Raw genomic sequence first — 13,088 nt, 5'->3', positions numbered from 1 at the left:
AAGAGTAAGGAGGTTTTTTTATGAAGGGTTTCATTATAAAAGGTTTTTTAATCTTATTAGCATTAATGCTTGGTTATCAAATGCGTTATCGCCTTATAAATATGGCACTTGGTCAATCTTTCATACGCCGTTTTATAGTTGGAAGTGCTATGTCATTTCCCGGGATGCGGTCAAAAATGATGGATGAATTGATTTAATATGTGTTCGATGAATAATAGTGCTTTCTTTTTTGATTTAGATAATACGTTATTCAACTATGAAGCCTCCTTTAAGAAGGCTTCTTTATTTGCTTTTAACTCTATTTTCGTTCCCAAGCTTAACCAGCTAGTCGACGTGGAAAAATGGTTTCAATGTTATAAAGGCTTCTGTGATTTATACTGGACTGCCTATGAAAACAATAGAATGACCAGAGAGGAATATCGCAGAAATCGACTTATTTCTTCGTTCATTTCAATGAATCTGCCCATTTCCATTAATGATGATATGCTATTGCAATTTCAATATCAGGTTGAAAAGAGTATCCCTTCATTTGTAGAACCGTACCCATGGATCGGGAAATTGTGGTGCAAGATCAGTAAGTCTTGCTGCCAAGTGGGTATTATTTCTAATGGTGATTCTCATTTACAAAGAAGCAAGCTGGAAAAATTACGTTTAAACCTTTCAACTGCTGCAGTTTATATATCTTCAGAAATATCACTTTCTAAACCGAGTCCGGACATTTTTACATACGCTGCTAATCAAACTAATGCAAAATATTACTACTATTGCGGTGATTCATTAGAATTTGATATATTTCCAGCCGTTCAAGCAGGATGGACGGGAATCTGGTGGAATCCTGAAAGAAGGAAATTTACCGGATCAGATAGTCGTATTCAAATTTGTCAAACTCCTGAGAAATTAATGAACACATTTATGAAATATATTGAATGAGCTGAATGTTTTCGCCTGTTGACGTTTGGAAAAGAACGAAGAGGTGCGTTTTATCTTTACTGATTAGAATATATGGCATACTGCTGCCGATTGGACTTACTTTTTGACCAGACTTAGTTGTAATATTTACAAAATAGTTTTTGTACAGCCCTTCCCATAACTTTCCGATAATTTCTTGGCTTTTAACCAGAGAAAATCCTGGCAGCGGTTTTTGATTATAATTTGTTAATGATTGAAGTGATATAGTTTCATATTTATTTTTATCGATTTGAAAATAATTTGTTGATTCATTTAAAGTCTTTTGAAGAAACTGGTTTGTCTTCTGATCTAATTCATTTTTCAATTGTCTTTCTCTACTGTTTTTCGGATTTTTAACTCCGATATAGGAACCATTTGGGAGGACCGCATAAATATAGTCGCTCGTCATGTTTTGCATAGAGCGATATTTTTCATCATTTATATGAATTTCCCCTTGATGATAAGATATAGCCTCCCAAAGTCCAGGAGATTTACCTTCCAGATCTTTTTCAACTGAGATTTCATTTGCAGTCGTCTTCCATTCTGTCATTTTGTTATTAAAAACCCCGTTTTGAAAAACCATTGAAATGTCTTGCCGCAAATAAACTTTTTCTGATGATTTAGACTTTGCAATCCAGTCTAATATATAATTTACCGGCGTTCCCTTTTTGAAAGTAAGGGTAGTAGATGCCTCATCGAAGGTATATGAGCTGTCTAAAGGAAAGAAAGTTATGCTTTCCCTCGCTTCTTTTTTAATAAACGGCTGGTAGATGATTCCTATTACCAGTATAATTATCAGCATGAAGATTGAAATTTTCCACTTCATAAGGGGTGCCTCCTCTAAGGACAAACTTATTGTTAAAATCTTATGCTCCCTTAGGAGATTTAGAAGATGGAATATCCAAGTGATAAATATTAATGATGGCGAGGAGAACATAAAATGGAAATTCAAACAAAAGAGATTGTAAATTTTATTAAAGAGCTTGTACATATTCCGAGTCCTTCAGGTGATACAGCAGCAGCAATTAAGTATATGAAAGATTTTTTTGAAGAAAATAAAATATCTTATGTTATGACAAATAAGGGAGCCATTATCGCTACAATTAAAGGGGAAGATGACTCAAAACATCGTCTTCTTACAGCACATGTTGATACTTTAGGAGCAATGGTAAAAGAAATAAAAAGTGACGGCCGATTAAAATTGGATCAAATCGGCGGTTATTATTGGAATACGATCGAAGGTGAATATTGCAATATCCATACTTCAAATGGAAAATCATATTCAGGAACCGTTCTTATGCATCAAACCGCCGCACATGTCTATAAAGGGATGAATGATTTAAAGCGTGATGAAAAGAATATGGAAGTTAGAGTGGACCAGCCCTTCCGTTCAAAAAAGGATGCTGAAGAAGCTGGTATATCTGTTGGAGATTTTGTATCATTTACGCCAAGATTTGAAGAAACAGAGAGCGGCTTCATAAAATCACGCCATTTGGATGACAAAGCAAGTGTAGCTATACTGATGTATTTGATTAAAGAGATTCAGCAATTATCACTAGCCCTTCCATATACAACTCATTTTTTAATTAGTAATAATGAAGAGATTGGTTATGGCGGGAATTCCAATATTCCGGAGGCAACAGTTGAGTACTTAGCTGTAGATATGGGTGCAATCGGCGATGGACAATCTACGGATGAGTTTACAGTAAGTATATGTGCAAAAGATTCAGGCGGCCCCTATCATTTTGGGTTAAGAAAGCATTTAACTGCTTTAGCAGAAAAACATAACATCGAATTTAAGGTAGACATTTATCCGTATTATGGCTCTGATGCAACGGCTGCTATCCGTGCGGGTGCTGATGTAGCTCATGGACTGATTGGACCTGGAATTGATGCCTCGCACGCGTATGAGCGTACACATGTATCTTCTCTCAAAAATACCACCGCACTAATTAAAGAATATTTATTGTCTCCTCTTGTATAATTCATTAATAAAACCCTAGTCTTCTGGCTAGGGTTTTATTGTTTATTAGATGTATGAAAAAACTATTGGAAGAGAAGGATGATAGGCAGAGGAGTGATGAAAATGACTTATCTGCCAAAAAAACAACCTCTTTCCCCCAATTATGAAGAAAATGTTGAATATCTGAAAAAAGAGCTTGGTGTTGATATTAGTTTTGATTGTTTGCATCTGGATTTGGAGTATGCAGGTCGAAAAATGGCGATTTTCTTAATAGATGGATTTGGAAAAGACGACATACTTCATTATTTAATGAATTTATTAGCGGATATTGAGCCGTGCCAACTGGATCCTGACCCTTTAATGAAGTTAATGAAAACCTATATACCTTATGTGGAGATTTCCAAATCAGACGATTTAAATCAAGGAATTGATTGGGTACTGGCTGGTCCGACCATATTATTAGTTGAAGGGCTCACTGAATTTATTCAGATCGATGCCAGGACCTACCCCGTTCGCGGACCGGAAGAACCTGATGTCGAACGTGTTGTAAGAGGTGCAAGGGACGGTTTTGTAGAAACGATTATTTTTAATACAGCACTAACGAGAAGAAGAGTTCGTGACCGGTCTTTAAGGATGGAGTACTTTAGTATTGGCAGACGTTCTAAGACAGACGTCTGTATTTCGTACATTGAAGATATAGTAGATATTCACATCGTTGACCGAATTAAGGAATCCCTTAAGAAAATTGATACGGATGGTCTTCCCATGGGGGAAAAAACAGTTGAAGAATTTATTTGCGGCAGGCATCTTAATCCTTACCCGCTCGTAAGGTATACTGAACGTCCCGATACTGCAGCGGTCCATTTGTTTGAAGGCCACGTATTAATATATGTCGATGGATCGCCATCTGTTTTGATTACACCGACGACTTTTTGGCATCACTTACAGCATGCAGAAGAATATCGGCAGAAACCGATCGTAGGATCTTATTTGAAATTTGTTCGTTTTTTTGCAGTCTGGTTATCTATTTTCCTTTTGCCGTTATGGTATCTAATGTCTACTCATCATGAGCTCCTATTAGATCGTTTATCATTTATTGGTCCTGAAAAAGTCGGGAATATTCCATTGTTTTTACAATTTATTTTTATTGAAGTCGGGATGGATATGCTGCGAATGGCTACGATCCATACGCCTACTTCCGTGTCAACAGGACTTGGGCTGGTATCCGCCATTGTAATTGGCCAGGTAGCAGTAGAAGTAGGGCTTTTCGTAAATGAAGTTGTATTATATATTGCAATAGCTGCAATCGGAACCTTTGCAACCCCGACGTATGAATTGAGTCTTGCCAACCGTATGCTGCGGTTATCGCTTCTAACGATCACGGCATTGTTTGGAGTTCCTGGCTATGTAATCGGATTAACGCTTACTGTATTATTTTTTGTATCGTTCAAATCTTTTCACATTCCTTATCTTTGGCCATTTATTCCATTTAACCCCAAAGCGATTCGGGATGTAATCTTTAGAATACCTATGCCATTGAAAAATAGAAGGCCAATTGTGCTTCATCCTAGAGATCCGGATCGATGACCTTTTAAAAAGACAGCTGTGTAAAATATACAGCTGTTTTTATTTTTTGGGCATTTAAGTGCAAAGGCTTGCACCACCATGTTATATTTTTTGGTATAATGACACTGGTGATGAAAATGAAAACAATATATGATGTCCAGCAGCTTTTAAAAAGATTCGGGACAATCATTTATACAGGAAATCCACTGGGGGATTTAGAACTCATTCAAGATGAAGTTCGAGAACTGTACAATCAAAAACTGATTGATGTAAACGATTTCAAACAAGCTGTACTAATTATTCGTGCTTCAATCAACAAATTACAATAACTCAAAAAGGATGAAATAAAATGGGAAAATGGCTAGTTGGAGTAGACTTAGGCGGAACAACAATAAAGATTGCATTTATTACACTAGATGGTCATATCGTCGAAAAGTGGGAGATCCCAACAAATATTAATGAAGATGGCAAGAGCATCGTTAAAGATATTGCTCAATCAATCAAGAATCAATTAGTGCAGCTTTCTGAGACAGAGGAAAAGCTTTTAGCTATTGGAATGGGTGCTCCAGGGTTCATTGATATGAAAACTGGCTTTATCTATCATGCTGTTAATATAGGTTGGAAAAATTACGCTTTGAAAGAAGAGCTTGAAAGAGAAACCGGGCTCCCTGTCATCGTTGATAATGACGCGAATATTGCTGCTATAGGAGAGATGTGGCTCGGTGCAGGTGATGGTGAAGGTAACCTGCTAATGGTGACTCTTGGAACGGGAGTAGGCGGAGGAATAATTGTTAATGGACACATCATGCATGGAACAAACGGTATGGCAGGCGAAATTGGACATATTACTTCTATTCCTGAAGGTGGAGCAGCCTGCAACTGTGGAAAAACAGGCTGCATAGAAACCATAGCCTCTGCAACAGGAATAGCAAGAATCGCAAAAGAAAAAGCCGGAAATGATAAATCATCTGCACTTAACAGAATTTTGTCGGAGAATGGTGAACTTAAAGCGAAAGATGTAGCATACGCAGCAGAAAATGGAGATCAGGCTGCCACTGAAACATTAGATGAAGTTGCATTCCATCTAGGACTTGTTATTGCAAATCTTTCCAATAGCATTAACCCAGGTAAGATCGTTATCGGAGGAGGGGTTTCGCAAGCAGGTGATGTTTTAATGTCGAGACTCGAAAAGCAGTTTAAGCGATTCGCCCTTCCGAGAGTGGCTGAAGGTGCCTCATTAAAAGTTGCCACGCTTGGTAATGATGCAGGAGTAATTGGCGGGGCATGGCTTGCTAAACACAATATTTAATAAGATATTGAATAAAAGAATTGCTGACAGGCAGTTCTTTTTATTTTGGTTTATACATCTGCATGCTTCTTTTTAAAAGATTGTTGTTTTTGGAACGTATTATTCCTTCTCATCATTCTCATCATTGGCAAGTTGATTGGAGTGAAAGGTGCGAGACTCCTGCGGGATCAGTGTGACAGGTGAGACCCCGCAGGTGCAGAGCGCCAGGGAGGCTCACCGCACGCCCCGCGGAAAGCGAGCATCCTGAAACAGAAATCAACTACTTCCAAGAGCACAAATTATACAAAAACAGCTTTATTTTTTTGAAACTTTTTTGTGACAAGTTCGTCTAATGGTTTATGAGTGCAGAAAGCAGGGTAATACAAAAATAGTTTTTGTGAAAAATTTGTCAGAATCTTGAAATAGTACTTTTAGGTATTGAATTCTTGCTCAAAACCATATATTATACTCTTTATGTAATCCTTTGATTAAGTTTTTGTAAACACACATTTAACAATAATCGGTGTTGGTTGAGTATAAGATGGGAAATAAAAACAAGAGTTCTTTTTGATTGAGGAGGTCAGAGAACGTATGAAAGAAAAAATGAAACAAGCATTTGCTGAATATAGATTTTTCTTTATAGCAATTGCATTACTATGGATGAAAACGTATATCGTTTATAAAACGGCTTTCGATTTACCAATGGATAATAAAATGCAGGAGTTCATCCTTTTTATTAATCCGATCAGTTCTATTGTTCTTTTCCTTGGGGTAACACTTTATTTTAAAGGAAAAGCTCATAGAAGAATGATTGTCGCAATCAGTGCGATAATGAGTTTTGTAATGTATGCAAACATGGTTTTTTACCGGTTTTTCACAGACTTTATTACCATTCCGGTCTTGTTTCAAACAAGTAACATGGGTGACTTAGGAAACAGTATTTTTGAATTGATCAAGCCTACAGATATCTTATTATTTGTAGATATTATTGTGCTGGCTTATTTCATGAGACGCTATGACTATCGTCCGGCCCGTGCCTCTCGCAAGCAGGTTACTTTAACATTTATGGCTGCTTTAGTACTATTTATTGTCAATGTCGGAATTGCTGAAACAGAACGTCCTCAGCTTTTAACACGTACATTTGACCGTGAGATGCTTATTAAAAACATCGGAACATATAATTACCATATTTATGATTCCATTCTTCAATCTAAAGCAAAAGCGCAGCGTGCATTTGCAGATAGCAGCGAAATTACTGATATTGAAAACTATGCACGAGCAAATTATAAGGAACCGAATCCTGAGATGTTCGGTAAGGCGAAAGGGAAGAACGTTTTTGTTATTTCCCTTGAATCTACACAAAACTTTGTGATTAACGAGTCTGTTAACGGTAAAGAAATTACTCCGTTTTTAAACAGTCTTACTAAAAACAGCTACTATTTCCCGAATTTTTATCACCAAACGGGTCAAGGGAAAACATCTGATGCAGAGTTCTTAGTAGATAACTCTTTATTCCCGCTTCCAAGTGGAGCTGTTTATTTCACACATTCTCAAAATGAATATAATGCATCACCAGAGTTACTGAAAGAAAAAGGTTACTATACATCAGTAATGCATGCGAATAACAAGAGTTTCTGGAACCGCGATATTATGTATCATAATTTAGGTTATGATCGTTACTACTCATTAAAAGATTTCAATGTAACACCTGAAAATTCAGTCGGTTGGGGATTAAAGGATAAAGAATTCTTTAAACAGACAATACCGCACTTAAAAGAACAGCCGAAACCGTTCTACACAAGATTTATTACGTTAACAAATCATTTTCCTTTCACTTTAAATGAGGAAGATCAGTCTATTCCTGAATGGACATCAGGCGACGGAACAGTAAATAGATACTTTACAACCGTACGCTATGAAGACGAAGCATTAAAAGAGTTCTTTGATGAAGTAAAAAAAGCAGGATTATATGACAACTCTATCTTCATCTTATATGGAGACCATTATGGGATCTCAGAGAATCACAATGAGGCAATGAGTCAATTCCTAGGAAAAGACATCACGCCTTTCGAATCAATACAGCTTCAAAAAGTACCATTCTTTATTCACATTCCAGGTGATAAAGGTAAAGTAATGAACGAAGTTGCTGGTCAAGTTGATATTAAGCCAACTATTCAGCATTTGCTTGGAAATGATACAAGAGGCGATATTGATCTAGGTACTGATTTATTCTCTAAAGACCATGGGGATTTTGCTGTTCTTAGAGATAACTCGTATATCACTAAAAACAATGTTTTCACAAAAGGTAAATGTTATGACAAAGCGACTGGTAAACCAGTGGACGGTAAAGCATGTAAGCCAGGTGCTGAACGTGCGAAGTCAGATCTTGAAATATCTGACCGAATTGTTTACGGAGACCTTTTACGTTTCTATGATAAGGACAAAGCAAAACAAAATAAGTAAGAATAAAAAGTGCTTAGCTTCGGCTAGGCACTTTTTTGCATATCTGGTCTTCCTAAACATACATCTTTAAGAGAACGTTTTTTTAGGAGGGCTCAGATTGGAAATTACAGTTCGTAATGGGGATTCTCTTTGGTATTATTCCAGGCTTTTGTCAATCCCTTTTAACTTAATCAAAGACTCCAATCCTAAAGTAATGTCTCTTGATTTAGTACCAGGACAAAAAGTTCAAATACCGGGTATAACGATTCAAAGATATAAAATTAAGAAGGGAGATTCTTTTTTTACAATTGCTGAAAACAAGAGTATACCCGTTGATGCTCTGTACTTATTCAACCAAGCGGTAAATCCAATGAAAATATCTCCGAATGATGAAATATCTATTCCTGTTTTTATGTCTTTTCCAACGATAGAAGCGAAGCGAAAATATGATTTCAGTGCTCTGAATGAAGACGTTGAAAAATTGATAAAACATTACCCATTCATTAAAAAACAAACCATTGGATTTTCCGTTCTTGGAAAACCGATTGATATATTATCTATAGGGAATGGACAAAAAAAAGTACATGTTAATGGTTCTTTTCATGGCAATGAGTGGATAACAACCGCGATATTAATGAAATTTATAAATGAGTATGCTCAAGCGCTAACCACAAATAAACACCTTAATGAAAGAGACCCGCTGACCCTGTATAGAGACTCTACATTATTAGCTGTTCCTATGGTCGACCCAGATGGAGTTGATCTTGCACTGAATGGGCCGCCAGAAAATGAAGAATACCGGGAGCTGGTGTTGAAGCTGAATCACGGGAAACGTGATTTCTCTGATTGGAAAGCAAATATTAGAGGAGTTGATTTGAATAATCAGTTTCCGGCAAAATGGGAGATTGAACAAAAACGCAAACCGCAAGAGCCAGCCTCTAGAGATTTTCCGGGTGAGAAGCCTCTGACTGAACCCGAGGCAATCGCAATGGCTGATGCTGTTGAGAGGTTCGAATTTGACCGTGTTATCGCTCTTCATACACAGGGCAAAGAAATTTATTGGGGATTCGAAGGAGATGAACCAATGCCTGTCTCGGGAGATCTTGCTGCTGAATTTGAAAAAGTAAGCGGTTATAAAGCAATCCGCTATGTAGATAGTTATGCGGGCTATAAGGACTGGTATATTCAAGAATATAAGAGACCGGGTTTTACTGTAGAACTTGGAATTGGTGTCAATCCGCTGCCGCTTAGGCAGTTTGATCAAATATATAAAGATACACGAGGTCTTTTGCTTGCGGGGTTATATATGTAGTTTGAAAAAGTTAAAATTAAAAAAGCCGTCCGATAATGACTACCGGATGGCTTTTTTTTGTTTTTAGTGACCAGTTGAACCGCCGCTGCCCATAAATACGTCTAATACTGTCATAACTGTAAACCAGCCAAATACAGCAAATGTTAAGAACGCAAAACCAGCAGCCATTAAGTTTTTAATTTTTAATGAACGTAATAATCCGAATGCAGCTAATATAGCTACCACACCAAAAATAACGGCTAATCCCATGAATAAGTGCCCCCTTGCTCTGGAGTATTCCAATCTTATGTATAACGCTTTCACTAAGGTAAACCCGAGTACTATTTTACTTGTTTTATCCAGATTTGTCGAGTGAACAATTAAGATATTAAAAATTCTATTTCGACTTTATAGGATGCTGCCCACTTTTGAATAAGCAGATCATGCTGCCTTCCTAAAATGAAAATAGGTTTTATGTCTTCATGGATTGCAATCAACTCTTCTTCAACTTGAAACAAAAACATGGTAACCTGCTGTTCATTACCTTTTGAAATCAAAAATGCGCAAATCATCTCGAAATACAAATAACAATTACCGTTGTCAGAGAAGAAACCATAATCATCAAACAGTTTTGTCGTTTTTTGAGGATGGACTTTTAATAAAGGAATCAACTCTTTATCTAGCAATGGCTTTTCAAAAATAAAGAGATCATCTGCCGAGTCAATAATCGTCATTTGATCTGGAATCACTTCCTCTGATTCATAACCATAATAATGCTTCATGTTTTTCCTCCGTATTTTTGATTATTTTAGTGTAAGATAGAAATAAATAAGTTGCAATGGAGGAAACGTAATGCAGTGGAAAAAGCTAACAGTAGGTCCAGTTCAGGAAAATACATATATCATTTATAACCGGGAGAATGAAGCAATAATTATTGATCCAGGCAGTGAAGGGAAAAGAATTATACAAAATATCGAATCTAATCAATTAAAACCTCTTGCAATCCTTTTAACACATGCCCATTTTGATCATATAGGTGGAGTCGATGAAGTAAGAGAACGCTACGATGTGCCTCTTTATATTCATAAAAGGGAAGCAGATTGGCTAGGGAACACAAAAAAGAACGGATCTTTATATTTTGGTCAGAGTATCACTGCCAAACAAGCGAGCCATATTTTAACGGATAATGACAAGATGCTTAAAATAGGGTCTTTTTCTTTTGTAATCTTGATCACACCTGGTCACTCGCCAGGAAGTGTATCGTATTATTTAAAGGGTGCAAATGCTGTCTTTTCAGGTGATGCCTTATTTGCAGGAAGCATCGGCAGAACAGACCTTTTTGGTGGAAACCAAAAATTGTTATTACAAAGCATACATCAGAAGCTTCTTCTATTACCAGAAGAGACAACAGTACTGTCCGGTCATGGGCCAGAGACAACCATTGGAATGGAAATGGATTCAAATCCTTTTTTAAGCGGGTTTTAAAACGTGTCTCTTCAAACATTACTGAAAGACCAATTAAAGAATAATGAATACTTAACACTTGAACAATATATGGAACAAGCGCTTTACCATCCCGTTTTTGGTTATTATATGAAACAGCATCAGAAAATCGGAAAAAAAGGAGATTTTTATACTTCCAGTTCCGTGTCTGATGTATTTGGAGAAGTATGGGCATCGGTTTTTGTTAGAAGTATTAAATCACATAAATTAGATCCCATTGTGGTTGAGTTTGGCGGAGGAAATGGAAATTTTGCGAAACAGGTAATACGAGCATGGAACAGAGAGGAGGATAATGAATTATTATCCTATATCATTGTTGAGAAAAGCCCTTATCACCGTAAACTGCTAAAAGAAGAGCTGAAGAATCTGCCTGTTAAAATTTTTAGTACGCTTGATGAATTGATGCATATCTTTCCTTTATTTAAAGGGATTGTTTTTGCAAATGAAGTATTAGATGCTTTTCCGCTGCGCATATTTCAAAATCGTGGGGAAGCCTGGTACGAGAAAGTAGTAGGGCTTGACCAGGAAGATGACGGTTTCGAATTTCAATATGTGCCAACCCGGGACCCATATTTAATTATCCATTTGAATAATCTTTTTACATCTCGGCCGATCCATTTTGATCTTGAAGTATCTTTTCAAATGCTTGAGTGGCTGGAGGATGTGTATCGATGGATTAATGAAGATGCTTTATTGTTCTTTGTTGATTATGGCTATAAAAATGAACAATGGAGTATGGAAAGTCTAAAAGAAGGAAGTGTAAGGGGATATTTTCATCATCAAATCATAAATAACCCTTTATCTCATTCCGGTGAGATGGATATCACTTATCATGTTGATTGGGACCAAGTAGAGCATACAGCGAGTAAAAATAATGTAGAAACGATTGCATTTCATACGCAAGGAGATTTTTTATTAAAAGAAGGAATGTTAACATATTTAACGAACTCAATGCAAACGGATCCATTTTCAGCGGAACATAAGAGAAACAGGGCGATACGTTCTTTTCTCTTCGATCATACACTTGCTAACGGCTTTCAAGTTCTACAACAACAAAAAAACGGTTCCGTTAATTAACGGAACCGTTTTTTTAGTAGCTGATGATATTAATGTCCGCCAGCTCCAGGAGTCATCATAAATGTTGACCAGTATGTAAAACCTACAAAGAAAACTGTTAAATATGCACCAAAGATATAAATATACATACGTTCAGATAAGTTCAAATAACCTAATGAAACGAACATAATGGTTTGGCCTAAGAACAATAACGCCATGTCTTGCAAATCTCCAAGATAAGCCATGACACCGATGATTCCTGTCCAAAATCCCAACACTTTATACATTCTTGACATATGTATCCCTCCTTTTTTAGCCAATACTTGTATCCTTTAGTATTATATATGAGATTCCACTTGCTTGTAAATGGCAATTGTAAGCGTCACTCATGATGTATAGTAAATTTTAACAAAATTTTAGCTGATTTTAGTTTAGCCTGTCCAAAATAAAGGTATTGTTAAACTAAAAGGAGTGAGGAAGGATGAATGAGATTACTTTTTACACTTATCCCAGCTGCACATCATGCCGGAAAGCTAAAATGTGGCTTAAACAAAATAAAGTAACTTTTGATGAAAGACATTTATTTAAGGATACTCCAACAGTTGAAGAGCTTAGAGATATTTTAAAACTAACTAGAGCAGGAACAGAGGAAATCTTAGCTAGAAGAAGCCAATCGTTTAAATCCCTAAAAGTGGATATTGATGAGTTAACGACAAATGAAATGCTTCAATTATTAGTGGATAATCCAAAATTATTAAAAAGACCTATTGTTACAGATGGGACAAAACTTATTGCTGGATATAGTCCTGGAGAGATGAAAAAGCTATGCCAGAAAAAAGAAAAAGAACACATCTCAAGTCATGTGTCCTGAAAACTGCACTCTTAACCTTTAAGAGTGTTTTTTTGGCTGGGCTAGCTGGATTCGAACCAGCGCATGACGGAGTCAAAGTCCGTTGCCTTACCGCTTGGCTATAGCCCAATGCAACAATACTAGTATGAGCAGTGTCGAATTTTATATGCGGATAAATAAA

At 36.7% G+C, this 13,088-nt stretch carries 15 protein-coding genes and 1 tRNA gene; 11 read left to right on the top strand and 5 right to left on the bottom strand.

Going from position 1 to position 13,088, the window contains the following annotated elements; genetic code table 11:
- Positions 1-20 precede the first annotated feature (20 nt).
- Both J2X07_RS08420 and J2X07_RS08415 read left to right on the top strand, forming a co-directional pair.
- Entirely contained in the window at positions 21-197 is a 177-nt protein-coding gene (locus tag J2X07_RS08420) for a hypothetical protein (RefSeq protein ID WP_310258022.1), read from the top strand.
- Position 198: 1 nt separating this feature from the next.
- Positions 199-930 carry an HAD family hydrolase gene (locus J2X07_RS08415; protein ID WP_310258021.1) on the top strand — a complete coding sequence of 244 codons (732 nt, stop codon included), beginning with the start codon at positions 199-201 and terminating at the stop codon, positions 928-930.
- Here the strand turns inward: J2X07_RS08415 and J2X07_RS08410 are convergent.
- A complete protein-coding gene (locus J2X07_RS08410) occupies positions 911-1,774 on the bottom strand; it encodes a hypothetical protein (protein WP_310258020.1) in 864 nt (287 codons plus the stop codon). The two genes, J2X07_RS08415 and J2X07_RS08410, sit on opposite strands and share 20 nt — an antisense overlap.
- Positions 1,775-1,888: 114 nt before the next feature.
- Between J2X07_RS08410 and J2X07_RS08405 the strand changes: the two genes are divergently transcribed.
- The 6 genes from J2X07_RS08405 (at position 1,889) to J2X07_RS08380 (ending at position 9,519) form a co-directional block, all read left to right on the top strand.
- Positions 1,889-2,932 (top strand): M42 family metallopeptidase, encoded by a 1,044-nt coding sequence (locus J2X07_RS08405; protein ID WP_310258019.1) that lies wholly within the window; start codon positions 1,889-1,891, stop codon positions 2,930-2,932.
- 102 nt (positions 2,933-3,034) lie between these two features.
- On the top strand, positions 3,035-4,498 hold the full coding sequence (locus tag J2X07_RS08400; protein WP_310258018.1) for a spore germination protein: 1,464 nt from the start codon (positions 3,035-3,037) through the stop codon (positions 4,496-4,498).
- A gap of 116 nt (positions 4,499-4,614) precedes the next feature.
- On the top strand, positions 4,615-4,806 hold the full coding sequence (locus tag J2X07_RS08395) for a YqgQ family protein (protein ID WP_310258017.1): 192 nt from the start codon (positions 4,615-4,617) through the stop codon (positions 4,804-4,806).
- Between the two features lie 20 nt (positions 4,807-4,826).
- Positions 4,827-5,786: an ROK family glucokinase gene (locus J2X07_RS08390; protein ID WP_310258016.1), complete on the top strand. Its 960-nt coding sequence runs from the start codon at positions 4,827-4,829 to the stop codon at positions 5,784-5,786.
- A 570-nt stretch (positions 5,787-6,356) separates the two neighbouring features.
- Complete coding sequence (locus tag J2X07_RS08385) at positions 6,357-8,228, top strand: LTA synthase family protein (RefSeq protein WP_310258015.1); 1,872 nt, start codon at positions 6,357-6,359, stop codon at positions 8,226-8,228.
- 97 nt (positions 8,229-8,325) lie between these two features.
- The gene (locus J2X07_RS08380) at positions 8,326-9,519 is read left to right on the top strand and encodes a M14 family metallopeptidase (protein ID WP_310258014.1); all 1,194 of its coding nucleotides are present in this window, start codon (positions 8,326-8,328) and stop codon (positions 9,517-9,519) included.
- Between the two features lie 63 nt (positions 9,520-9,582).
- Here the strand turns inward: J2X07_RS08380 and J2X07_RS08375 are convergent, their stop codons facing one another.
- Positions 9,583-9,768 carry a DUF2759 domain-containing protein gene (locus tag J2X07_RS08375; RefSeq protein WP_310258013.1) on the bottom strand — a complete coding sequence of 62 codons (186 nt, stop codon included), beginning with the start codon at positions 9,766-9,768 and terminating at the stop codon, positions 9,583-9,585.
- A gap of 110 nt (positions 9,769-9,878) precedes the next feature.
- The gene (locus tag J2X07_RS08370) at positions 9,879-10,280 is read right to left on the bottom strand and encodes a hypothetical protein (protein WP_310258012.1); all 402 of its coding nucleotides are present in this window, start codon (positions 10,278-10,280) and stop codon (positions 9,879-9,881) included.
- A gap of 70 nt (positions 10,281-10,350) precedes the next feature.
- Here J2X07_RS08370 and J2X07_RS08365 point away from each other — a divergent pair, with 70 nt between their 5' ends.
- Both J2X07_RS08365 and J2X07_RS08360 read left to right on the top strand, forming a co-directional pair.
- Complete coding sequence (locus J2X07_RS08365; RefSeq protein ID WP_310258011.1) at positions 10,351-10,983, top strand: MBL fold metallo-hydrolase; 633 nt, start codon at positions 10,351-10,353, stop codon at positions 10,981-10,983.
- Between the two features lie 3 nt (positions 10,984-10,986).
- Positions 10,987-12,078 carry an SAM-dependent methyltransferase gene (locus tag J2X07_RS08360; RefSeq protein ID WP_310258010.1) on the top strand — a complete coding sequence of 364 codons (1,092 nt, stop codon included), beginning with the start codon at positions 10,987-10,989 and terminating at the stop codon, positions 12,076-12,078.
- Positions 12,079-12,107: 29 nt separating this feature from the next.
- Here the strand turns inward: J2X07_RS08360 and J2X07_RS08355 are convergent, their stop codons facing one another.
- A complete protein-coding gene (locus J2X07_RS08355; RefSeq protein ID WP_310258009.1) occupies positions 12,108-12,353 on the bottom strand; it encodes a DUF2626 domain-containing protein in 246 nt (81 codons plus the stop codon).
- 185 nt (positions 12,354-12,538) lie between these two features.
- On the opposite strand from J2X07_RS08355, the gene J2X07_RS08350 reads away from it, so the two are divergent.
- Complete coding sequence (locus J2X07_RS08350; RefSeq protein WP_310258008.1) at positions 12,539-12,928, top strand: Spx/MgsR family RNA polymerase-binding regulatory protein; 390 nt, start codon at positions 12,539-12,541, stop codon at positions 12,926-12,928.
- A 33-nt stretch (positions 12,929-12,961) separates the two neighbouring features.
- Here the strand turns inward: J2X07_RS08350 and J2X07_RS08345 are convergent.
- Positions 12,962-13,036: transfer RNA gene (locus tag J2X07_RS08345), tRNA-Gln, on the bottom strand.
- Positions 13,037-13,088 lie beyond the last annotated feature (52 nt).

Source organism: Fictibacillus barbaricus (assembly GCF_031457135.1).
GTDB lineage: Bacteria > Bacillota > Bacilli > Bacillales > Fictibacillaceae > Fictibacillus > Fictibacillus barbaricus_A.
The sequence above is the reverse complement of the archived record's forward strand: the minus strand, read 5'-3'. Positions and strand labels throughout refer to the sequence as shown.